The organism is Streptococcus suis (assembly GCA_002831545.1).
Taxonomy (GTDB): Bacteria; Bacillota; Bacilli; order Lactobacillales; family Streptococcaceae; genus Streptococcus; species Streptococcus suis_P.
Window position 1 is genome coordinate 671,681 of the sequence record CP025095.1, and the last position, 24,209, is coordinate 695,889.

Sequence of the window (24,209 nt, forward strand, 5' to 3'; positions counted from 1 at the left end):
ACCTTTGGAGGTTGGAGATAGGGCGAACGTAGTTCGTTACTACTTACGCAGATAGAACCCTGTTACTATTTTGTTTCAAGGTAACAGGCTGAAAGGCTCCACTGGAGCCTTTCACTCATCAAATCAAGTCAACAACGTCTGATTTTGATTTTCGAAGAGTATGAGTTTTTCCTATCTTATATTTACATAGAAAGTAATAGAAAAATGTCCGAAAAAGTTGAAATGCAGCAGTCCAAAGAACAGGCGACAATGGCTAGAGGCTTGGCTTGGTTGACTGCTGGAAATATTCTTAGTCGCCTGCTTGGTGTTGCCTATGTTATTCCCTGGTATATTTGGTTAGGGGAATATCGAGCTGAAGCCAATGCCCTCTTTAGTATGGGGTATCAAATCTATGCTAACTTCTTATTGATTTCAACAGCTGGTCTTCCGACAGCTATTGCCAAACAAGTAGCTAAATACAATGTCTTGGGTAAAGAAGAGGTGTCGCTTTACTTGGTCAGAGAGTTCTTCAAGCTCATGTTGGTCTTTGGAGCTGTCTTTGCAGGGGTCATGTATCTAAGTGCTCCGTGGTTGGCCGACGCATCGGGGTCGAAGGAAAAGTTACTTCCAGTCATGTATAGTCTAGTCCCGCCTCTCTTTATCTTCCCAGCCATGAGTATCTTGCGTGGTTTTTTTCAAGGTCGGCACGATATGAAGCCCTATGCTATCAGCCAGCTTGCAGAGCAGCTGGTACGGGTTATCTGGATACTGGCGGCAACATTTATGATTATGAAGTTGGGTAGCGGTGACTATCTTGAAGCAGTTGTCCAATCTACCTTTGCAGCTTTTGTCGGGATGATTGCTAGTGTTGGGATTTTAGTTTATACTTTATGGAAACAAGGTTACCTTGGTAAGTTACTTCATGCTAAGAAACAAAAGATTTCTTTGGATACAGGTCAACTTATTAAGGAAACTGTTCGAGATGCGATTCCAATTATCATTTTAGGTCTAACGATTCAATTATTGCAGTTTATTGACCAAGTCACGTTTATTCGTGTTATGGAAAGAATTACGGATTACAGTAATTCGGAACTTTTGGAACTTTATTCATATATGGCTGCCAATCCAAGTAAGATTACGATGATGATTATCGGGATTTCACTGAGTTTGGGAAGTGTTGCTATTCCATTGATTACAGAGAAATTTGTCAAGAAAGATTTGAAGGCGGCGTCTCATTTAGTGGCGGATAATCTACAATTACTCTTTATATTCACTATACCGGCAATTGTTGGAACAGTCCTGTTAGCTGGGCCACTCTATACGATTTTTTACGGACCGTCAGAGCCTATCGCCATTACTCTATTTATTTGGAACTTATTTTTAATTTTACCTCTGGGCCTATATTCTGTCATTAGTGTGGTCATTCAAGCGATATTTGAAAATAGAAGAGCCATTTATTATTTCTTGATTGGGATGCTAGTGAAAATCGTTTTACAAGTACCAATGATCTATGTCTTTAAGGTATATGGTAGCTTTATCTCAACGATATTTGGGTTGGGACTTATGCTGTATCTCTTCTATAGACGAATTGACAAGGTTCTGCATATTGATGAAAGACTAGTGATAAAAGATATTGCGACCATTAGTTGGATTTCTATCGTAATGGGACTCGTTGTATGGGGGATTGAATTTGTCCTGAATCTTATCCTTCCAGCAAATGGCTATGTATCTAGCTTTATCCACTTGGCTGTTGCAGGTGGAGCAGGTATACTTGTCTTTGTCATCCTGACATTGAAGACTCGTCAGCTAGATCGTTTAATTGGAAGTCGGGCTCAGAGTTTACGGAGGAAATTGCGCCTAGGCTAGTTTGTTTTAAAAATCTCTATTTTCTACTATTGAAAAGCTGGGAAAAAGAGGCGTTTTAGAATGTGAGAAGGAAAGTTCGTTGAGGATTTTCCTTTTTTCTTGGAGATTTCAGTATAAAAAAAACGGTTTTTGTGGTAGAATAGTAGGGATAAAAAAGAGGAGAGAGATGATGAAACCTAAATACGAACGTATTCTAATCAAACTATCTGGTGAAGCCTTGGCTGGTGAACGTGGTGTCGGTATTGACCTTAAAACTGTTCAGGAAATGGCAAAGGAAATTCAGGAAGTCGCAGAATCAGGTATTCAGATTGCCCTTGTTATTGGTGGTGGTAACCTTTGGCGTGGAGAACCTGCTGCTGAAGCGGGTATGGATCGAGTTCAAGCAGACTATACAGGCATGTTGGGGACTGTTATGAATGCTCTTGTAATGGCTGATTCCCTTAAACAGCTTGGTGTGGATACACGTGTGCAGACAGCGATTGCGATGCAGTCAGTTGCAGAGCCTTATATTCGTGGTCGTGCTCTTCGTCATCTTGAAAAAGGTCGCATTGTTATTTTTGGAGCTGGTATTGGTTCTCCGTACTTCTCAACGGATACGACAGCAGCTCTTCGTGCTGCAGAAATTGAAGCAGATGCGATTTTGATGGCTAAAAATGGTGTGGATGGCGTCTACAATGCTGATCCGAAGAAAGATGCTAATGCAGTTAAATTCAATGAATTGACCCACCGTGAAGTGATTAGTCGAGGTTTGAAAATCATGGATGCGACAGCATCAACTCTCTCAATGGACAATGATATTGATTTGGTCGTGTTCAATATGAATGAACCAGGAAATATTAAACGTGTTGTCTTCGGTGAGCCAATCGGTACTACCGTTTCAAATTCTTCAGAAGAAAAATAAATCATATCGTCATTTAGTTTTTCTTTTATTACTTCGTTAATTCGCCTTGCCTAACTTCGGTTATACCTGTGGCTCGTTGCCTAGTGCTAAAAGTAAACTAAAAGACTATAAAAAAATATAAAGAAGGAAGTCTTATGTCTAAAGAAATTATTGCTAAAGCGCAAGAGCGCATGAACCAATCTCATCAGAGTTTGGCACGTGAATTCAGCCACATTCGTGCTGGCCGTGCCAATGCTAGTTTGTTGGACCGTATTTCAGTTGAGTACTACGGTTCTCCAACGCCATTGAACCAGTTGGCTGGTATTACAGTGCCAGAAGCGCGTGTTCTATTGATTACTCCGTTTGATAAGTCAATCTTGAAGGATATTGAGCGTGCTTTGAACGCTTCAGATCTTGGTTTGACACCGCAATCTGACGGTACTGTTATCCGTTTGGTTATTCCTGCCCTTACAGAGGAAACTCGTAAGAACTTGGCGAAGGATGTGAAAAAAGTCGGTGAAAATTCGAAAGTTGCCATCCGTAATATCCGTCGTGATGCCATGGATGAAGCTAAAAAAGCTGAAAAAGCAAAAGAAATCACAGAAGACGAGTTGAAGACGCTTGAAAAAGATATTCAAAAAGTAACAGATGATGCTATCAAGACAATTGATAAAATGACTGCCGACAAAGAAAAAGAATTGTTGGAAGTTTAATCAACACGTTTTTAGGCTACAAAAACAGATCATCACTGGGCTGTCTAACTTCCAGTGGTGAACCAATAAGAAATCTAATGGAGGGGAACTATTCTCAAATCCATAGCCACTTCTCGGAGTTCGTGTCAACATCTCAGCGCAGTGGTTGATTGGCAGATTTGTTCGTATTTTACACTCCAAATCTGACCTAATCAACTTTGCGGGGGTGGGAAGACGAACTCATTTTTTGACTAGTCGAGTTCTTTCCCACTCCCCCTTTTTTAATCAGAAAGTAGAAAATCATGAATGATTTATTAGCACAGTATATCGTTGGTTTAGTGACTGACGAAAACGATCAGTTTTACTTTGTCCAAAAAGAGGGTAGAACCTTTGCTCTTTCTAAGGATGAAGGAGAACATAGTCTAGGTCAATCTGTTAAGGGATTTACCTATACCGATATGAAACAGAAACTCCGTTTGACAACTAAGGAAGTTGGGGCGAGTCGTACCAGATTTGGTTGGGGAGCTGTCACAGAGGTACGTAAGGATTTGGGTGTCTTTGTGGATACAGGTCTGCCAGACAAGCAAGTGGTTGTTTCCTTGGACATTTTGCCTGAAATCAAGGAACTCTGGCCGAAAAAAGGGGATCAGTTGTACGTCAAATTAGACGTCGATAAGAAGGACCGCATTTGGGCTCTGCCAGCTTTTCAGGAAGATTTTCAGAAAATGGCTGGACCTGCTTATGACAATATGCAAAACCAAAATCTGCGAGCGATTGTCTATCGTTTGAAAATGAATGGTACTTTTGTTTATTTGCCAGACAACAACATGCTTGGTTTTATCCACCCGAGCGAACGCTTTGCGGAACCGCGTCTGGGTCAGGTTTTGGAGGCGCGTGTCATCGGCTACCGTGCAGTTGATCGTACCTTGAACTTGTCTCTCAAGCCACGTTCATTTGAGATGCTGGAAAATGATGCCCAGATGATATTGACTTATCTGGAAAGCAATGGAGGTTTCATGACCTTGAACGATAAGTCTGCTCCGGAAGACATCAAGGCCACCTTTGGTATTTCCAAAGGGCAATTCAAAAAAGCTCTTGGTGGTTTGATGAAGGCTGGAAAAATTAAACAGGATTCTTTTGGAACAGAATTGGTCTAGGGGGCGTCTATGCTAGTATATATTGCTGGTAGTGGGGCAATGGGGTGTCGTTTTGGTTATCAATTGTCTAAGACAAATCATGAAGTGATTTTGCTGGATAATTGGGAAGAGCATATCGAGGTAATTCGAGAAAACGGCTTGAAAGTGACTGGAGACGTAGAGGAAACTGTATACTTACCCATCATGAAACCGACCGAAGCAACGAGAGAAGCAGATTTTATCATTCTACTGACAAAGGCTGATCAGTTGCCAAAGATGTTGCGGGATATTAAACCGATTATCGGTCCAACTACCAAGGTTTTGAGTCTCTTGAATGGTTTGGGGCATGCGACGACCATGCGTCGGTACGTGCCAGATGAAAGTATTATGGTTGGAGTGACCATGTGGTTGGCAGGACTAAAGGGTCCTGGACATGCTCACTTAGAAGGTCCGGGTTCTATGTCCGTTCAGCATATTCTTGGTGATGAGCAATCAGTTGCGGATATTATTGAAATGCTGAATGAAGCTGGGCTAAATGTGACCTATGACAATCATGTTGTTAGTGCTATTTGGCAGAAAGCCTGTGTCAATGGTGTGATGAATCCAACTTGTACCATTTTAGACTGTACAATTGGTGAATTATTCGGTACGGAGGCTGGGCTGAATCTAGTACAGGGGATTTTCAAAGAATTTATTGCTGTTGCTAAGTCTGAGGCAGATGGAATTGACGAAGAAGCTATTTGGAAATATGTTATTGATGCTTCGAAGAAGGCTTCCAATCACTATCCATCTATGCACCAGGATTTGGTCCAACATGGTCGAAAGACAGAAATTGATTATCTGAATGGAGCGGTTGTTTTTAAGGGCAAACGTGCAGGTATCCCTACACCCTATTGCCAAATGATAACGGACATGGTTCATGCCAAAGAGAGTATGCTGGGGTTGAGATAGGAGAAAGTCATGCTGATTGAAGTGGAAACGATTGAAGAATATATGGCTGCCTTGCCTGAGAATCGGAAGGAAGCAGTTGAACGACTCCATCAAGTGATTGTGGAACAGTTACCAGCTGGTTTTGAAGTAGGCATCTTGGGAGGTATGATTAACTATTATGTGCCGCTTGCTGCCTACCCTGATGGTTATCATTGCACACCGGGAGAGCCCTTGCCTTTCCTTGCCTTGGCATCACAAAAGGCACACATCGCCCTCTACCACATGGGAATTTATATGGACCAAGAGTTGAATGATTGGTTCGTTGCTGCTTATCAAGCACAGGTACCTACCAAACTGGATATGGGCAAGTCCTGTGTTCGTATGAAAAATCCCAAGAATATTCCTTATGAATTGATTGGGGAATTGGTTAGTAAGATGTCTATGGAGCGCTATATAGAGCTCTACGAAAAAAATCATAGAAAGTAGATGTAGTGAGAAGAAGTTTTTATTCTTGGTTGATGACCCAGCGCAACCCGAAAAGTAATGAACCAGTAGCTATCTTGGCAGATTATGCTTTTGAGGAAGTTGATTTTCCTAAGCAATCAGATAATTTCGATGAAGTCAGTCGTTTTTTGGAGGAATCGGCCAGTTTTGCCTTTTCCATGTCTGATTTTGATGCGATTTGGGAAGATTATTTGGGACATTGATGACAAAAGAAGATAAAGCAAATACATATTTGTATTTTGCTTTTTTTTTATTTGTATGAATAGCGCCGATAAATGATGGAAGAATTGTTCGTTTTTTGATATAATGACAGGAGAAGGTAGCATTTGATGCAAGAGAAATGAAAGGAGATCATATGCACAAATTTTTTTACGAACAGAGGAAAGCGTTTTCTTTTAGAAAGCTGACCATCGGTCTTGTTTCCCTGTGTGTGGGTACTAGCCTACTATTTGGCATCCAGTCCCAAGAAGTTTCAGCTTCGACAGTAAGTCCTAGCCAGATTCGTTTCGAATATGTTTTAGAGGCGGAATTATCGGCAGAGGAGCGACAGTTGATTCAGTCTAGCCTACCAGCTGAATTGAAGGAAGAAGCGACCTATTTTGTGGTTTATCGTCCCTCTAAGAAAGTTCTTCCTGCAACGGGTGAGCTAGCTGGTTCAGGTTTGGCTGTCCTAGGACTAGGTTTCTTGGTTTTAGCTGTTTCTGCGACCAAGTCTAAGAAGGCGCGTGTCTTGACCATGCTTTATGTGACAACTAGTGGTCTGGCTCTACCTGTTTTGGAAGTAGGAGCAGTTCAAAGTTCAGCACTGGCTGCTTACAATCAGACCCTCACCATTCGTCCAGGGGATTCCTTGCCGGATGGGAAGTTGCGATTGGATGGTTATGAGTTTGTGGGCTATTATGTTCAGGAGTCATCAGTCAAGATCAGTCTTCCTCCATCAGAAACGGAAAAAAATGATACAGCTAAGGAAACACAAGCTAGTTCAGTACAATCAGAAGGTAAGAAATCTGATTTAGAAGAACTTGCGAAACCAAGTGTTCTTCAGGAAAATTCTGAAAGCCAACTTTCCAACAGAGATGATAGTCTACAATTGCCTCTTAAGGAGTCATCGGTTGAAAAAACGGAGAATACAGTCTCTTCAGAAACAACAAATTCGCAGACAGGCGATGGTTTAGCTTCTCCATCAAATACATCAACTGTTGCTGATAGGAAAGAGGACTCTCCTAATACAGAAGAAAGCCAAAATAGCGGACTTGATTCTACTTTGCAGATTCCAGGCTTACTTATCTTGAATCGTAAGGATAGAACAGATGCAGTAACAGAAGTGGCACCTGTTGGTCAAGCATTACCTTTTGTGGCCTTTCGTAAGGAAAAAGAAACGTTTGCTTTGGAGTTGGTAAAACAAGAGGATCCGCAACTTGAAATTGGCAAGTCTCGCCTTGTTCCTGGTCAAGAGGGAGAGAAAGAGATTACTTATGCTGATTTTGTTCAAGGAGAGAAGATTCTTCGGAGTGAAAAGATTTCTGAACAGATAACGAAGAACGCAGTAGCACCTATAATGTATGTAGGTACTAAGCAGGTAGAAGCACCAGTTATTCCACTGCCAGAAGTTCCTTCTTCTCCAAAAGTGGAATCGGAAATCTCAGATGCAGGTTCAACGGATGCGAATAGCAGTGCAAGTCAGCATACAGAGCAACCCAAACCATCAACCCCAGATTCAGCAGTCGACCTTCCTGTTCCGCCTCAACCAGAAGTAAGGCCTGAGGTCGACGTTCCAGCCCCACCTCAGCCTGAAACAACTCCAGAAACAGAGGTACCCGTATCCCCACAACCAGAATTAGCTCCAGAAATAGAGGAGCCCGTATCCCCACAACCAGAAGTAGCTCCAGAAACAGAGGTGTCCGTGGCTCCACAACCAGAAGTAGTTCCAGAAACAGAGGAGCCTGTATCCCCACAACCAGAAGTGGCTCCAGAAACAGAGGAGCCCGTATCTCCACAACCAGAAGTAGCTCCAGAAACAGAGGAGCCCGTATCTCCACAACCAGAAGTAGTTCTAGAAACAGAGGAGCCCGTATCTCCACAACCAGAAATGGTTCCAGAAACAGAGGTACCAACAACTCCAAATACAGGTTCTACAGATGCCACTAGTGGTGCAAGTCAGCATGGTGAATCGAATGAGAATCCAACTTCGCAGGAGCTAACCGAGGCAGAAATCCAGTGTATTCTGGACCCTTCGTCAACCTGCTGGCCAGAAAAAGAGGAGAAAGTGGATCCTAAAGTTCAAGCTCAACAAATAGAGGAAGCAGCAGCAAAACTCAGAGAAAAAATGGAAGAGCTTCAGACTTATAAGTCCCGCTTTAAAGGTAAAGAATGGACAGACTATATCAATACTGTCTATGAGGCTTCCAGAGCCATTTTGGAAGCAAGAGATTTAGCTGATATGCTCATTCAGACAAGTTTGATAGAGGATGACCTCCGTTTCCTTCTTGTTGAAACAGATGCCAATAGCGGAGCAAGCCAGAAAACAGAAGGGGAATTGATTTTCGAACTTCCAACATCCACCAGTGAGACAGTAACACCTCCGCTTACTCCAACTACCCCAGACTCTTCTGGTTCAACAACTCCGAAACCATCGGATTCTACAACCGCCCCATCAATAGAAACCGAAGAAGGGTTCTGTCCGATAGATCCAAAACCAGAGGATACATGTGGTCCAGAAACCTCTCCAACAGAAGAAACTCCATCAGGTGAAGGCTCGTCAACTAGCGGTTCTTCTGGAGAAACTAATTCTTCAGAAACTAATCCGTCTACATCGACTATCCCAGACTCTTCTGGTTCAACAACTCCGAAACCATCGGATTCTACAACGGCTCCATCAACAGAAACCGAAGAAGAGTTCTGTCCGATAGATCCAAAATCAGAGGAAAACTGTGGAGTAGAATCAGAGCCACAGAAAGAAATCGTTAGTCAAGTAGAAGTAGAGAGCACAAAAGATGTGAGCTTTATTAGACGATATGAATCGAACGACCAATTAGAGTTTGGGGAAACACGAACCAAACAAATTGGTCAGGTGGGGCAGGAGAAGGTGATAGAAACTTATCGTCTTGTCAATGGTGAGAGAAGAGAGCGGTTATCAATTCGGACTGAGAATGTTCGACAAGCTCGCGAAGAAATAATCGAAGTAGGTACCAAACCAACTGTTACTAAGACACCAATTCGCTTTACCGAAAAAGAGATAGCTGATGGAAATCTTTATGTTGGAGATCGTGTGATTGAAGTTCATGGAGTGGACGGAGAACGAACTGTAACTACTAGCTATCGACTAAATACGCAAACAGGAGAAACGCAACCAGAACAACCAGTTGTTACTGAGGTGGCTGCTAAAGAACAAAAAGTCCGTATTGGTACTAAGCCAGTTGATGAAACACGGCAAGTAATCCAAGATACCGTTGTGAAGTTTACTACTGAATTTGAGAGTGATGTAAACCTTTCTTATCCAGAGACTCAAGAAATCACGCCAGGAAAAGATGGCTTGAATCGGACGATTATTACCAGTCGTTATATTCGAGGACAGGAGGTTGGTCAACCTAGTCAAGAGAAACTAACTATCACTCCAGTACAAAATAGACGGGTTAAGGTCGGTATTAAACCTGAAAGTCGTATTGTTGAGACACCGTTCCAAACAGTGTATGAAGCAGACAGTAGTCGTCAATTAGATACTCGTCATACAAGACAAGAAGGAGTCAATCAGCAAATAACCTACACTAAGACCTACAGTATGAATTCTGAAACAGGTCAAGTCACGGCTCAGCCAGAAACTGGTCGACTTACAAGACAAGGGCAAAATAAAATTATTCAAGTCGGTACTCGTCCGACGGAACGAACTGAGGAGATTGTCTTAGAGACTATTAGACGAGATAATTCCGAACTGGAAAAAGGCACAGTGAAGGTCATTCATGAAGGTAGACCGACAATTAAGCGTTTCCAAAAGAGCTATATTGTAGATGTGAATACAGGAGCGACTATAGCCCAGCCAGAAGTTTTACTAGAGGAAATAGCTGGACAAGCTCGGGAAGAAGAAGTAGGCACCAAGGAGCCAGTTCAGCCAGAAGTGATTGACTCGACTGGTTCTACTGATACAACTCAGCCAGAAGAAACTACAAAACCTGAGCAACCAGCAACTCCGCTTCCTGAGCCGGAGCAACCAAAACCAGCTGTTCCAGACACACCGTCAGTGACACCAACACCTGTACCAGAACAACCACAACCAACTGTTCCAGACACGCCGGATCCAACAGAGATGGAGACGGAACCAGTTTCTCCGAAAAAACCAGAGGAAACAACTGAAGAAACGGTTGAGGATGTGAATAAGCCTTTGTTACGTGTTTTGAAGAATGAACCGCACTATCATCTGATGAAGCATGTTCGTTCTTCTAAAGTGACTTACAAGCTTGATGACCAATATAATACTTTTAGGAAAGCCATTGCTCGATTGTTTGTTAATGATACTGAGATTCACCAAGAAGAATTAACAGATAAAAATAAGCTAGAAGTTCGCTTTAGAAACCTACTACCAAACGTTGACTATTTCGTTAAGACGGATTTGGTGTACATGGATAGTAAGAATGTTGAACGCACAGAGCGTCTTATGGATGAAGTCTACATTGATTTTGAAGAACGTCATTTTGAAATCAAGAATATTGATGAGGCAGAGGTTTGGAAGAATGAAAACGGTAGATTAGTGAGAAAAGTTGCAATTAAAGTAGAACCAAATGATGACCATAATTATTTCATCAAGCTCCAATCAGATGAGCATAAGGATATTTTCTTACCAGTTGTGAGCATTGACGAAGAATCATTGAGTGGTAAACGTCATTTCAAATTGCAGGCTAAATTCACCAATCCAGAGGAAAGACGACAAAAACTAGATAAGTATCATGATACTGTGATAGTATACTTACCGAGAGAGGTTCGTGAAAATCATGAAACAAGGAATAAGTACAGCACATTCACTAGTCTATTAAATGCTATGAAGACTAATTCTTCGGGTACTTTTGAACTTCAACAAGATTTGACGGCATCAGAAGTCGTGCTGTCGGATACAGACAAATCTTATCTGAAAAATCAATTCCATGGAACCCTCAAAGGTAATGGTTTCACTATTCATGACTTGAAAGCACCATTATTTGATGATTTACGAGGAACTGTATCTGATTTGAACCTGAAAGCAGTAGATATTCATCTGCCGAAAGAAAAAGAGGTAGGAGCTTTAGCCAAACAGTCTACTAATGGTAGTGTTAGCAATGTCCATGTTGAAGGAAGAGTTGTTGCAGACAATTTCTTAGGTGGTCTGATAGGAGAAGTGGACAGAACGTCGCTCTCAAAAGTTAGCTTTACAGGTTCTTTAATCAGTCTTGGTAAGGACGATAATAAAGTTGGCGGTATTGCTGGCTGGCTCGGTGGCGGTAGTATTACAAAAGGCTATGTAGATGCGACCATTTCATCTGCCTCTTCGAATGTGAAGGCTGGTGGCTTGGTTGGTCAGTTGGAACATGCTAATGCTCGGATTACTTCAAGTTATGTGACAGGTAGGATTACTACAACGAAGACAAAAGATACGGAAGTTGGCGGACTTGTTGGTACAATATTGAAAGGAAATGATACTAATAATAGCATACAGCTTACAGATAATATTGTAGCAGTCAATGTTGTAAATGGAAATAAAGTGTATGGCAGGCTAGATGAAACCTTACGACCATTTAGTAATATACGGATTGTGACGGGTAAAGCAGTTGGTGAAAACAATTCATCTGAATCTATCATAGAAATAGATGTAGCAGGAGCTGTTCAAGAACTCAACCTATGGGCTATCCGTCCGTCTGAAAAAGAAGCAGAGCGGAAATTACGCCAGAAGAATGCCTTTGACATTGATTATGCTACGGCTCAATTTGCTTTGGCAGAGCGCAAGCAAGCCTATGAAAACATGGAAAGACTGCTTCCGTTCTTCACAAGAGATGTGATTATCCAGTACGGAAATCGACTGGAAAAAGATGACGAATTGGTGACCAAGAAATTACTAGACGTCGTACCATTGGTGGATAAAGTACCATATTTGGATGTACTAGGTACTAGCGTCGGAAAAAATAATCAAGAGATATCAAATCGTGATAAGATAAACGGATTGCTTCTACACTTTGCAGACGGAACAGTCAAATACCAATACTTGGTGAAGAAAAAAGACTTGAGTAGAGGCGCTGTTACGGAATACCTGATATTAGACAAAAATATCAGCTACACTCCTGAAGTCATGGCAAATGACTTTGAATATAGGAAACTACTAGGTAGCTTGATTTCGGAATTTGAAGGGATTACTTTTACCTCTTCGGCTGTACAAGAAGCACTCGGTCTCAATGGTAATTCAAGAGACAAAGAATGGCTCTTCCTCCAGGAATCGTTTGAGGATGTCAAATCGAACTTGCAGGCACATTTGTCCGAATTGATTTCAAACTACAATTTAGTGGGATTGGATAGTTCGACTGCCAATCATTTCCTAAAATCCTATATCAGTAAAAACAAGGCGCAGCTTCTACTTGGTTTAGCCTACATGAATCGTTGGTACAATATTCAGTTTGGCGATGTCAATGCCAAGAATTTGATGATGAAGAAAGCAGATTTCTTTGGTAAGAATGTCAATTCTCTGGACCAACTCATCCGTATCGGTAGCATGGGAGCAGAGATGTTGAAACCGAAGAACAACTATGCTCTTGCAAGTCAAGTGATTGCCAAGGAGTCAATCGGTGGCGATTTGTTTGATTACCTAGAGGGCTACCGGAAGGCTTTTGTACCGAAGATGACCAATAATGACTGGTTTAAGTCTTCTACCAAGGCTACCATCATTGAAACTCCGTCTACCATCAAGGAAGTGCTAGAAAAACAAACAAATCCGACCAAGGATATTCACCACAATGGTTTTTACGAAAAACTGGCAGGGGAAAATTGGAAGTTCAAAGAAATGGCCTTGATTCTTCTAGTCATGCCAAGTAAGGATATCTTTATCTTGACCGATATGGCCAATACCTTGATTGGAATGTATGATAACAATAAAGGGGTCAGTGAAGAACGTTTGCAGGAAATTGCCAAGATGTGGGCAGGTCATGCAGACTATCTCTACAACATTCTTCCAGAAAATCATAAAGAAAAAATGTTCCGTAGAACCATTACTTGGGATACGAAACGTATTGGTAACGATTGGAAGGCACTAGATAAGTTGACTAGTATGAATTATTCTGGTATGAAGCACTTCTACCTGCCACTAGGCTATGTCTATCCAAATGAATCGAAAGGTGCTCATGCGGATACCCGAATGGATGGGATTTATTTCTTCAATCATGATGCCATAACGGAAGATGGGGCACGAGTTTACACCCATGAAATGACCCATATCGGAGATGACAATACGCTTCTTTTAGGTCATGGCAAGCGAACAGGTCTAGATTTTGAAGTCTATGCGCGTGGTTTGTTTGAGTCTATTACTTGGGGAAATCAAGATAGATTTGGTTTCAATAATGTCTATGATTTTAGTAAGTATGATAAAAATAATTACGGAAGACGCTTGACCAATAAGACTCCAGATCGTTTCCAATCAACTAAAGATTTACAAGACTATATGAAGGGCTACTTAGATGTTATCTATACCTTGGATCTTTTGGAAGCTGAGGCTGTTTTGGGATTGTCTAATCCTCAAGCAAAACAGAATTGGTTTAATCAGATGGTAACGGAAAATGGAAACACCTCTGTAGCCAACCAGTTTACCAATACCTTTACAAGTCTTGACCAGCTGATTGAAAATGGGATGATTTCGAGACGTCCATATGAGGATAGCTATTACAACTATGGCAATTATGGTTCAAATAGCCATTCGAATGCATACTTGGAGGTTAGAGCATTTGATCCGATATATGGTTCTTTAAATAATGATGGAACCAGTCGTAACGAGTATGAGGTGCGTAAGATTGCCTTTGAACTCTTAGCAGAATACGGTTACGAAAATGGTATGGTTCCTTACCTGTCTGACCAATATAAGAATACATTAGGCAAGCGAGAAGCCTATGGTCGTATGAAGGATAGTGAACTCATTTCGCTCATTTCGAAAAATGAGTATGAAAATAGTGCGACATTCCGAAAAGCCATGTTTGCGAAACGGCAGCAGCATTTAGAAAACTTGAAACCAGTAGAGTTGATTACTAAGAATCCTTTGAATGGTGATGGTTATTTCTACGATTCCACACGTACGGTAAATTCTGTAGCAGAATTGCGTCAATTGATGCAAGCGGCAGTAGAGTATGATGCTACTCATCACAAATACTACTCACAGAATGGTCAGAACGTAGGGACACAATCCCGTGTCTATAGCCTAAAAGCAGCCGTCTTAAACGGATACCTCCGTGCAACAAATGACTTTAGAGACTCTATCTACAAGGATACTCCATAAAGAGTGGGGTATGCACAGATAGATGAGCAGTGGACAGGATGTTCACTGCTTGTCTTTTTTGTCAGAAAGGTATTCTATTAAATCTTACAGAAATATAGAAAGGAAATTTTTAGCGGAGCTAGTGTGATTGCATGATTGATGAATGTTAATTTGCGAATTCGTGATATAATAAAAGCGATATCTTAATTCTATATTGTATAAAGGAGAAGGTTTAGAAAATGAAACAATATCGACACTCCATCTTTTCAATAAGGAAATTATCTATCGGAGTGGTTTCACTCTGCATTGGTAGTGGACTTCTCTTATCAAGCCTATCTGGATTACAGGTAGAAGCGAGTGAGAGGATTGCCAAGTCCAATCAAGAAATTCATTTCCAGTACCTCTTAGAAGAGGAGTTAAGTCCAGAAGAGAAAAACAGAATTGTTCAGAATCTACCAGAGGAATTGCGTCAAGAGGCGACCTATTTTGTGGTTTATCGTCCGCATCCTTCCAAAGTCCTACCTGTGACAGGAGAGGTTGTCTCTCAGGTAGCAGGTTGGTTAGCGGCAGGTTTTTTGCTTATTGGAATACGGGCAATTAGCTCAAAGAAAGCCAGAGTTACAAGTTTGCTCTATATTACTATTTCTGGGACAGTCCTACCTGTTTTACAGATTGAGGCACTGCAGAGTCATGCCTTAGCTCGTTTTAATCAGATGGTGACGGTCAAAGCTGGGGATGTCTTGCCTGATGGTAAATTAAAACTAGATTCCTATGATTTTGTGGGTTATATTGTTGAAGAAGGGAAGACCAGTGATGCGAATATTACTCTTCCAAATCTTGATAACTCACAAAAATCAACTGGTTTGGATGAGCCAAACTTAACTGATAAGGAAATTCCAAATTCTACTGAACCATCATTACCACAAATTCTTATCAAATACCGTGAAGAACAGATTCCGATGGAAATGAAGAGAGTGGTAGTAGATGATCCTGAACTAGCTGTTGGGCAGGAGCGTCTAGAGGCTGGGGTTGCTGGCTACTATCTTCACCGATATGAAGAAAGTTGGTTGGGCGACAATCTCCAGTCTAGTCGCTTAATAGAAGTCATTGAAGAGGTAGGTAAGCCCGAAATCCTCTATCGTGGAACAAAAGTTGAAGAGCTTCCCGAGCAACCAATTGAAACTCAAGTTCCCGACCACGCCCCCACCGCTCAACCTCCAGTTCGCTTGGAGTATGAATTGCAAGAGCGAGTGGACCAACAAGTCTTGCCTATTTTAGAAGAGCGTATTGAAACAGATCGCTTAGCCCAAGGAGAGACAGAGACTGTCGAAGGTCAAACAGGTCTTTTGGAAATCACCTATCAGGATGTGATTGTAGACGGTAAGGTCATAGCAAGTAACGAAGTCAGCCGTACAGAAACCCCAGCTATCAACCGCAAGGTTTACGTTGGTACACGTGTGGTTGAAGAGCTTCCCGAGCAACCTATCGAAACCCAGGTTCCTGACCATGCCCCCACCGCTCAACCTCCAGTTCGCTTGGAGTATGAATTGCAAGATCGAGTGGACCGACAAGTTTTGCCAATCCAAGAAGAGCGTATTGAAACAGATCGCTTAGCCCAAGGAGAGACAGAGACTGTCGAAGGTCAAACAGGTCTTTTGGAAATCACCTATCAGGATGTGATTGTAGACGGTAAGGTCATAGCAAGTAACGAAGTCAGTCGTACGGGAACTCCAGCTATCAACCGCAAGGTTTACGTTGGCACACGTGTGGACTCTAAAGAAGTGGAACCATTGACCCACAGTATACCAGAAGCAATTATTGTTAGTGAAGAAGTGCCTATTCCATTTGAGAGAGAACAACGTTCAGATCCAACTATGGCAGTAGGTACTAGTCGTGTTGAGGCTGGGAAAGAAGGTCTTTCTAGGGAAATTTATGCTGAGTTGAATGGAGTACGCACCCATTTGAAAAGTGAGGAAATCACACCTGCTCAACCAGAGATAACCTATGTAGGAAGTGCTGTGGATGAAGTTACTGAAGAGGAACTTCCACTTGTTGAACGTATCGTTGAACTTGCAGACCAATATACAGATTATATTTTGGAAGTGCAGGCAGGATATCCTGGTCGTAGAAAAACTATTTCTCGCAACGGGGAAGTCATCCGAGTAGAGACTGAAGAAGGGCAAGAAAAAATTGTTCACATAGGCATCAAGCCGATTGAGGGAACTGTTGTTGAAAATCTTTCTCAGACATTAGACTACGGAACTGTCTATCAAGCTAATCCAAACTTAGCTTTTGGTGTTAGGCAGGAAACAGAGGGCCAGGCAGGTCAAGAAGTTTTTGAAGTGACCTATCGTACCATCAAAGGTCAAAAAACAGAAGAAATTAGAAGAAAACGAATTTCTTACACAACTCCCGTTGATAAAGTTATCACAGTTGGTACACAGGCTACCGAAGAAGAGGTCAGAGAAGCCTTGCTAGCAATCTATGAGGCTGATGATACCATTCCACTCGGTCAGAAAACTCCGTTCTCTGATGGAAGAGAGAAGGTGACCGTATATCGGACTACTTATGTATTAGACGAAGAAACTGGTCAGGTAAGCAGTCAACGTGACCAAGGTACTCTACGAGAAGCAGGTGAATCACCAATCATTCGAGTCGGTACCCAGCCGAAAGTGGAAACTCTTCGCGAGCCTTTACCGGTCGTTTATCAGGCAGATACAACCCGTCCGACGACTAGTGAGCCAGTTCGCCAAGCAGGACGTGATAAAGTAACGACTATCACTACTAGCTATAGCGTTAATCCAAACACAGGAGAGGTTACTGCAAGTGAACCAGTTCGTAAGGTGACAGATGAGGGTCAATCAACAGTTATTACAGTAGGTACACAGGCTACCGAAGAAGAGGTCAGAGAAGCCTTGCCAGCAATCTATGAGGCTGATGATACCATTCCACTCGGTCAGAAAACTCCGTTCTCTGATGGAAGAGAGAAGGTGACCGTATATCGGACTACTTATGTATTAGACGAAGAAACTGGTCAGGTAAGCAGTCAATGTGACCAAGGTACTCTACGAGAAGCAGGTGAATCACCAGTCATTCGAGTCGGTACCCAGCCGAAAGTGGAAACTCTTCGCGAGCCTTTACCGATCGTTTATCAGGCAGATACAACCCGTCCGACGACTAGTGAGCCAGTTCGCCAAGCAGGACGTGATAAAGTAACGATTATCACTACTAGCTATAGCGTTAATCCAAACACAGGAGAGGTTACTGCAAGTGAACCAGTTCGTAAGGTGACAGATGAGGGTCAATCAACAGTTATTACAGTCGGTACACAGGCTACCGAAGAAGAAGTCAGAGAAGCCTTGCCAGCAATCTATGAGGCTGATGATACCATTCCACTCGGACAACAAACCCCATTCTTCGCTGGAAGAGAGAAGGTGACCGTATATCGGACTACTTATGTATTAGACGAAGAAACTGGTCAGGTAAGCAGTCAACGTGACCAAGGCACTCTCCGAGAAGTAGGTGAATCACCAATCATTCGAGTCGGTACCCAGCCGAAAGTGGAAACTCTTCGCGAGCCTTTGCCGGTCGTTTATCAGGCAGATACAACCCGTCCGACGACTAGTGATCCAGTTCGCCAAGCAGGTCGAGATAAGGTGATAACTCTTACCACCACCTATAGCGTTAATCCAAACACAGGAGAGGTTACTGCAAGTGAATCAGTTCGTAAGGTGACAGATGAGGGTCAATCAACAGTTATCACAGTTGGTACACAACCAACAGTTCGTGAAGTTAGTCAGACTCTTCCAACCGTATATAGGGCGAGAGAAGATATGGAACCGCCTTATCGAAAAGAAGTGGTCACTGCTCAAGAACGCCGACTTGGGTATCGTACAAACTATGTGGTTAATCCTCAGACAGGGGAGCGTCTTCCACAAGCCGAAGAATCCTTTGTGATATCTGAAGGTCGTGCAGCTATCATCGAGGTTGGTACAAAATCGACAGTTGTGAGTGAAAAAGTCCCTCATCAAGTTATACGTCAGGATGATTTCACCTTGCCAGAAGGTGAGGAAGTTGAAGGCCCAGCCGGTCGAGATGGTAGCATAACCAGAACGACATCGTATCGCTTGAATGAAGCGACGGGAGAGCTAGAGACATTGTCGGTACAAATTGTGGAGGTTGCTGCTCAAAATCAAGTTATTCGAGTTGGTAAAAAAGTTGAAGAAGTGCCACCGAAACCACTCGAAAAACCAACGGTCCGTTTGGCTAGCGAACGTGCTGGTGGTGCCTTGGTGGTAAATGAAGAAACATCACAGGCTGATTTATACTATCATGTCACTGATCCTGACAATACTTTGCAAAGCATTCGCCTAGAAATCTATAATGGCCAAGAACTCGTTAAAACTGTTGAAAAAAATTATGATGGTGGGGTAGATGGTTCGCTTCAAGTCACAGATTTGCAGCACTATGCAGCTTATCAGGCTCGTCTGTCCTATCGTTATAGGACCCAAGACGGTCAGGCAGATGAAACGGTTGCTACTTTGCCATTTGAAATTAGTCCTAAGTCGATTGAATTTAACAGAGTTAGCAAGAGAGAATTGTTCTATCGTGACCAAGCAGGAGAATTCCAGCAGGTGACTGGACTTTTACAGGCACCGAGTGACCTATCCAACTATTTTGTTCGTTACATAAGTCCAGATTCTAAGGAATTTTTATGGGCAGTTGATACGATTACGGAAAACGGCAATCAGTTTGATATAGCGGTTCGTTTGCCAAAATTAGTTCAGGCTAGAGATCAGGCAGATTCCAATCAACTAGAGAGCCTGGATAAATTCCAAGTTTCGAAGATTGTTTTGGCTCAAGATAGTTATGTAGACTTCCAGCAATTGATTCAAGCCATGAAGGCACGACCAGACGGCACCTTCAAATTAGCGGCTGATTTGGTAGCTAGTCCAACTACTGATACGGTTTACGTGGAAAACTTCCGTGGTCGTTTGGAAGGCTTGGATGGTAAGGTCTATCGTATTCTCAATTTGAATAAGCCATTGTTCCAAACAATGACAGGAGCAAGGGTTGAAAATATCCTACTTGAAAATGTAGCATTGGAGAGTGGGGATGCTCGAGCAGCTGCTTTAGCTATCACTGCAAATACTAGTCAGATACAAAATGTTCATGTGACTGGTCGTATTCAATCTTATGTAGGTGCAGCAGGTCTGGTCTATGAGTCGAATAGTAGTCAATTTGATTCGGTTTCCTTCAAGGGAGAATTGGTCTTGAATGAGCACCGAACTAGCAATCAAATTACTTCTGGTGGCTTGGTTGGTAGGTTGATGTCTGGTAGTAGCTTGCGCAAGGCCTATGTGAACTTGACGTCTACCTTTACACCACGTATCTCTATGCAAGATAGGTTGGGAGGACTAGTTGGAACTGCTATTTTATCTACTATTGATTCAGTCTTTGTAGAGGGACAAGTGACTAATACTGAGCAGACCAATACTCTAGCTGGGCTTGTTGCAGTTGGTTATATGCCAAGTATTTCCAATGTTGCCTCCGCATTAAAATTGCCAGAAACAGGGCTTTTGGTCGGAACCAGAACACCACTACCTCTTACTGTATTGGTGCAAGAAAATGTATCGACAGGAGTTGAGGATAATGGTCACAAGGCGCAGCAGAAATCAACAGAAGAGCTTAAGCAGATTCTTTCTACATGGGGCTTGGATAGGGTTATGCAACCGATTCAGGATGCTTCAGGTAATTCGGACCAAGCAAGTCATCAGCAAGTGGCTTATCACCTCTTACGCAATGGTAGAGAAGATAGGAAGGTTGCTTATGAAAATATGTCTAAACTCTTGCCATTCTATGATCGCCACACTATCGTTCGAATGGGGAATAAATTAGCAACTGATTCAGTATTTGTAACCAAGTCTATTCAATCAATTGTTGCCCTAAAAGATAAGGAAGTTGTGACAGATTTTTCTGCCCAACCGAGCCAAGTAAACAAACTTTTGGTTTACTTCACAGATAAAGATGTTCAAGTCTTTGACTTAGCTTATCAAGGAGCATATGACCAAACAGGTGTATTAGAATATCGTTTAGGAACAGATTTACTCTTTACACCATACCAGTGGGTAAGTGGACAAAATAGCACATCTCTTGTAGCGACACTTCGTAATAGTTTCAAAGACTTGGATGTAGAATCTGATGCTTATGCAACTAAAACAAAAATGGCTGGTTATTTGGAAGAGTTACGATTTAAACTTGGTAAACAAGATTTAACCATTAGTATGAAACAACTCTATCTGAAGAGAACCCAGCAACTATTAAAAGATAATTTGGATCAGGAATTAGGTTCATTTTTAGCTAGTCAGTGGGTGACAAATGGGGCTACTTCAGCCATTAATGCCTATATGCAGAAACAAGTTGAAGACAATAAAGAATCCATCTGGCTTGCCTTGACCTATTTGGCACGCTACTACGGTATAGACTTTGATAAACTTAACTTGCGTAATTTAGCTATTTACCAACCGCATTTCTATGGACAATCTCTTTCAACTTTGGATTGGTTGAAAGAAGTTGGTAATCTAACTTACAAAGAATTGGCACCATTTGCAGCACCAATCACTTTCAAAAAGATATTTGAAAAACAAGTAGGAGTTGGACAGGATCTTTTTGCTTACTTAGAGTTGAATCGCCAGTTATTCTCACCTGAAAAAACAGATGCAAATTGGTTTAAAGAGTCTAGCAAAGCCTTTATACATGAGGAAGTAAGTATAAGTAATCCGTCTAAGTCTGTACAGGTTTATGAACAAATTAAAGGTAATAGTGACTATCACCGTTATATCTTGCCGTTGTTGAACCTACCAGAGGAGGACCAACTTTACCTCGTTTCACTTCCAAACGTTCTTGTTTTTGGTAGCTATGGTCGATATGTAGATCATCAGTTACAAATCAGTCAGCCCGAACTGTACCTAGCTAAGGTCAAAGAAATTCAAGAACAACGGATTCCAAAACACGCCCAGATTTGGAACAGATATATGGAGTTTATCAAGTCCTTGGTATCTGACGCTGCACGTCAATCTATCGAATCTAAGCTAATCACAGTTCGTGAAGGATATAATATCAAGGATCCTGCTGGAAAACCATTACGGGGGGATGAGAATGACCGTCGTCGTTGGGCAGCGGAATTTGGCGATTCCTACAGCATTATAGATGATTTCTTTGGACCGACAGAACTTTACTATGGTAGTTTTGAGATGTCAGGGGCGGCAGACTTTGAGTTTAAGAAATACATCATCTATGGCAATGTTGACTTGTTGACATCGACTGGAAATTCAACCTTCACGCATGAAATGACCCACATTCTCGAAGATCAAATCCTAAATCTTGCAGGAAGACGGCAGGGTCAAGAGTCAGAATCCTATGCAATGGGGCTCTTGCAATCCATCGCTTCGTCGAATGCCTATTATTATGGTTTTAACCTGACAGAAGAACTGGCAGCAACAGCCAGTCATAACTCTAGTCCAAGCCGTTTAACTAGCAAGGAAGATTTGCAGAAATATCTCAAAGGCTCCTTTGATACCACTTATTTCTTAGATGCCTTAGAGGCTGAGGAAATGCTGAAATTGCCAAAAGATCAGTACAAAACTCTCTTGCGTAGAATAGAATTGGAATTGGGAGAAACTTATAGTCAAAATGGTCACACATATCGTGACGCATTTGATAAAATTCGAAATCTAAGTGAATCCGAATGGCAAGCAATTAACTTGACTAAGGTAGAAGATCTGGTTACTCATAATCTTCAATTGGCGAACACAATCAATAATATCGGTACTTACTTGAGAGACAATGATAAAAATTACTACTTTGTATCGCTCTACTATCCGATTTATGCAGGTCTACTTAACAATCAAGGAACGGTTGGAGGACTTCAGTTCCGTCGTACTGCCTTGGAACTTTTAGCTGAAAAAGGTTGGGATCAAGGATTCATACCATACGTGAGCAATCAATTAGTTCAAGAGGCTCAGACCAATGGTAAAGCTTTAACAGATGAATACATTTGGAACAAGCTTATGCCTGATTACCAAGACTATGCAAGCTTCAAGAAAGCTCGTTATCAGACTAGTTTGACCCAGAAAAATACCATGAAACTAATTCAAATTTCATGGCAAGGTCAACAGTATGAACTCAAAAATGGACAAGAGATTCAAGCTTTGATGAAGTCGGCAATTCTAGCAGATTTGGCAAGTCCGCAAAGTAGCTTCCAACGACAGCAGCTAAAAGAAGTCTTGTACAAGGCCTTTCATGAAGCAAGTCAAGAATTTAGGGAAAGTATTTTCTTGCCATAAGGTATTCGTTTTTGATAGTTTGGAGACTAATAGGTCACTTACCCCAAAAATACAGAAAATCTGAAAAGACTACTAAGTTCTCCTAAAATACTTGATTTTATCGGGGGGTATAATAGGTATGTAGGATGAAAATAATCCTAACAACATTTACCTTTGATTATATGCTACTGGATTCGTTTGTTCTGTCCAGTGTCAAACAATTGAAGGTTTGAAGAGCAGAACATCCTCCCTACTGTGTTACCCTACATAGAAATAAATAGTTCGGACTCTATGAAACAGTGAATCGCGTATATTCACTGTTTTTCTTTTTACCTCGAAAATTCAGGGCTCTTTGTCAACTGTAGTGGGTAGACGAAAAGCTAACACCTAGAGAGGACGAAATTCGTTCTCTCTTTTTGTATATTCAAAGCAATATATATCTTTGTTTTAAAGTTCGTAAAATTCCTAAAGCCGAAAGCCTGTCTCTTGATGTCTTTGATGAGTTTATTGGTCGCTTCCAGTTTAGCGTTGGAATATGGAAGCTCCATGGCGTTCGTGATGTACGTTTTATACTTTAGAAACGTTTTAAAAACAGTTTTAAAGGCAGGATTGACAAGATCCAAATTGTCTTCTAGAAGCTCGAAGAAATATTTCGAGTTCATCTCTTGGAAATGGAAGAGAAGGATCTGATAGAGTTCGTAATAGAATTTCAGTTCCTCAGAGAAATTCAATGTCTTCTGGACAACCTCTCTCGGTGTTATTGTTTGCCCAAAAGTGCGAGAAAAGAAGCGATTCAGAGACAGTTTTCGACTATCTTTTTGGAGAATACGCCAGTGATTTTTCATGGATCGATAAGGTAGGGAACGCGTATCGAAAGTCTTCATAATATCAATTCTAGTCGTCATCATAGCACGGCTCAGGTGTTGGATAATGTGAAATCTATCAAGGACAATTTTAGCTCTTGGAAATAGTTTTTTGATGATGGGAATATAGCTACCCGACATGTCCACTGTTACGACCTCGACAGTTTCTCTGACTGCCCTAGGATACTTGTAGAAATAGTTCTTTATGGTTGCTTGGCGGTTATTCTCTAGAATGGTCACAATGCGTCTCGTCTCAAAATCCTGAGCAATAAAGGCGAGTTTTCCCTTGTTCCGACTAAATTCATCCCAGCTCAAGACTTTTGGTAATTTCGTAAAATCATGCTCAAATTGAAACTGAGCCAGTTTCCTCTGGACGACCGATACGGAGATATGTAGTCTCCTAGCGATGGCTATATTGGTCATGTTTTCTGTATGGAGTTGTGTCACTTTCTCCCAAATAGGTTGGGAAATCTGACAGTTTTTCTTGACTAGAGTTGTCTCAGCTACAGTCACTTTTTGGCAAGATTTGCATTGAAACCGCCGTTTCTTATACTATTCAAAAAAC

Annotated in this window: 9 protein-coding genes and 1 pseudogene; 9 read left to right on the forward strand and 1 reads right to left on the reverse strand. The window is 41.7% G+C overall.

Annotated features, from left to right (window positions below):
- Positions 1-204: 204 nt before the first annotated feature.
- The 9 genes from CWM22_03415 (at position 205) to CWM22_03455 (ending at position 22,802) form a co-directional block, all read left to right on the forward strand.
- On the forward strand, positions 205-1,845 hold the full coding sequence (locus CWM22_03415) for a polysaccharide biosynthesis protein (GenBank protein ID AUC91025.1): 1,641 nt from the start codon (positions 205-207) through the stop codon (positions 1,843-1,845).
- Positions 1,846-2,014: 169 nt separating this feature from the next.
- Positions 2,015-2,746 carry a UMP kinase gene (locus CWM22_03420; GenBank protein ID AUC91026.1) on the forward strand — a complete coding sequence of 244 codons (732 nt, stop codon included), beginning with the start codon at positions 2,015-2,017 and terminating at the stop codon, positions 2,744-2,746.
- A 134-nt stretch (positions 2,747-2,880) separates the two neighbouring features.
- Complete coding sequence (locus CWM22_03425; protein ID AUC91027.1) at positions 2,881-3,438, forward strand: ribosome-recycling factor; 558 nt, start codon at positions 2,881-2,883, stop codon at positions 3,436-3,438.
- Between the two features lie 281 nt (positions 3,439-3,719).
- Positions 3,720-4,574: an RNA-binding protein gene (locus CWM22_03430; GenBank protein AUC91028.1), complete on the forward strand. Its 855-nt coding sequence runs from the start codon at positions 3,720-3,722 to the stop codon at positions 4,572-4,574.
- A 9-nt stretch (positions 4,575-4,583) separates the two neighbouring features.
- Complete coding sequence (locus CWM22_03435) at positions 4,584-5,504, forward strand: 2-dehydropantoate 2-reductase (GenBank protein ID AUC91029.1); 921 nt, start codon at positions 4,584-4,586, stop codon at positions 5,502-5,504.
- Between the two features lie 9 nt (positions 5,505-5,513).
- The gene (locus tag CWM22_03440; GenBank protein ID AUC91030.1) at positions 5,514-5,969 is read left to right on the forward strand and encodes a DUF1801 domain-containing protein; all 456 of its coding nucleotides are present in this window, start codon (positions 5,514-5,516) and stop codon (positions 5,967-5,969) included.
- A 5-nt stretch (positions 5,970-5,974) separates the two neighbouring features.
- Positions 5,975-6,190, forward strand: coding sequence for a YozE family protein (locus CWM22_03445; protein AUC91031.1), 216 nt, complete (start codon positions 5,975-5,977; stop codon positions 6,188-6,190).
- 137 nt (positions 6,191-6,327) lie between these two features.
- Positions 6,328-14,478, forward strand: coding sequence for a hypothetical protein (locus CWM22_03450; protein AUC91032.1), 8,151 nt, complete (start codon positions 6,328-6,330; stop codon positions 14,476-14,478).
- A gap of 218 nt (positions 14,479-14,696) precedes the next feature.
- A complete protein-coding gene (locus CWM22_03455) occupies positions 14,697-22,802 on the forward strand; it encodes a hypothetical protein (GenBank protein AUC91033.1) in 8,106 nt (2,701 codons plus the stop codon).
- A gap of 359 nt (positions 22,803-23,161) precedes the next feature.
- On the opposite strand, the pseudogene CWM22_03460 reads toward CWM22_03455, so the two are convergent.
- Positions 23,162-24,193, reverse strand: a pseudogene (locus tag CWM22_03460) (ISL3 family transposase).
- Between the last annotated feature and the right edge of the window lie 16 nt (positions 24,194-24,209).